Origin of the sequence: Plebeiibacterium sediminum (assembly GCF_026013605.1) — a bacterium.
Classification (GTDB): domain Bacteria; phylum Bacteroidota; class Bacteroidia; order Bacteroidales; family Marinilabiliaceae; genus Saccharicrinis; species Saccharicrinis sediminus.
Map to the genome: position 1 here is coordinate 1 of NZ_JAPDPJ010000189.1, position 1,668 is coordinate 1,668.

General features: G+C 29.9%; 1 protein-coding gene. It reads right to left on the minus strand.

Annotated elements, in window-relative coordinates; translation table 11 throughout:
- Nucleotides 1-109 precede the first annotated feature (109 nt).
- Nucleotides 110-823: a hypothetical protein gene (locus tag OM075_RS24975; protein WP_301193288.1), complete on the minus strand. Its 714-nt coding sequence runs from the start codon at nt 821-823 to the stop codon at nt 110-112.
- Nucleotides 824-1,668: the final 845 nt, after the last annotated feature.

Consider the following 1,668-nt stretch of genomic DNA (forward strand, 5'->3'; position numbering starts at 1 on the left):
CACTTTACAGATTAGTTGCTGGAATATTGTTTAGTTCAACAAACCCTCCAATCTGTAGGGTATGCAAGCAACCCTACATTAGAGGCTAAGTGTTGTACGCTGGGCTTTCTTAATTATTTCTCTGCTCTTCTGCTATTAAATCCCAGAATTCTTTATCCGCTTTCTCCTCTCTCTGTTTAGTAAATACAATTTTAAAGAAGAAAAAGAAAGATATAAAAACCATTGTGCATGTAATAACAAAAACAGATTTGACTAAAAAGTTCTCGCTCCACATTTCAAATAATTCCTTAAGAATAAAATATTCAAACACATATAACGCACCACCTAATACCAAATAAAAAATCACTAAAGTGAAAACACCAATAATGTCCCAAAATTTATTTACAGTGAGTTTATGCGTCAATTCTGCTGGTAAATAAAAAGGTAAGAATGAAATGTTAAAGTCATTAAAATGATGTCGTTCTAAATCATCAGCCTTTAAGTCAGTCTTATTAATCATGTTAAATAGAACTTTTGCTTGATGCATTAATTGTTCTCTTCGATATTCTCCAACAAAAACCACTAAATATACAATAGCAAATAACGGTGGAATAAAAATCTTAAGCACTTTAAGGTCAGAAATCTCAACAATTCCAATTTTTAAAGAAGTCAAAGTACTCTCCTCTAATAAATAGTAGACAAAAATTATAAGTATTAAATAAATAAAATACTTAAAAACCATTCGAGATACTTCTTTAATGTTATCCACTAGCCGATTATGATAGTCCTTAATATTAACTAAGTCATTGTCATTATAATACTTTATAATTGTCTCTGTTTTCATTGGTCAATTTTTCAATTTAGCTACTAGGTTTTTCAGCCTTGCGTACAACTTTTCAGTAATCCCAATATACTTGGACATATTTTGTCTTTGTATTTGGGTTTAACACTTGCTAAAGTAGTTATTATTTTATACACTAATATTATATAACGGACTTTTTATATACTGTAAATATCTATTACTTACTTAAGTGTATATTTCTGTGGTTTTAGGTGTACTAGGTCCTAACAATTCTTGTAAATATCTTAAAATACGGAAAATATCAATTCTGAAATGATCCGAGAAAAGCATATTTATATACCAAAGCTCGATATAAGTAATTAAATTGGGAATGTTACAAAGGGTTTGTAAAGTGTTTTTAGGTATTCGAAGGGGTGTAAATAGGTGTTTTCAAAGTGGTTTTAGGTATCTAAGGGGGTGTAAATAGGTATTTTCAAAGTGGTTTTAGGTATTTGAAGGGATGCAAATAGGTGTTTTCAAAGTGTTTTTAGGTATTTGAGAGTTGTAAATTGGGGTTTGTAAAGTGATTTTAGGTATTCGAAGGGGTGCAAATAGGTGTTTACAAAGTGTTTTTAGGTATTCGAAAGTTGTAAATAGGTATTTTCAAAGTGATTTTAGGTATTGGAGGGGGTGTAAATAGGGTTTTACAAAGTGTTTTTAGGTATTTGAGAGTTGCAAATAGGGGTATGTTCAAAATTCTGTGTCAGAGTTTGTTTATATGTTCATTTCTTTTTTGAAATCAATATCAAAAGCTGGGTATGTTCAAAATTCTGTGTCAGAGTTTGTTTATATGTTCATTTCTTTTTTGAAATCAATATCAAAAGCTTTGAAGGCCAAGTAAAGATTCA

Bases quoted from the DNA above. Each gene is read 5' to 3' on its own strand.
- OM075_RS24975 (WP_301193288.1), bottom strand. From the start codon at position 823: ATGAAAACAGAGACAATTATAAAGTATTATAATGACAATGACTTAGTT.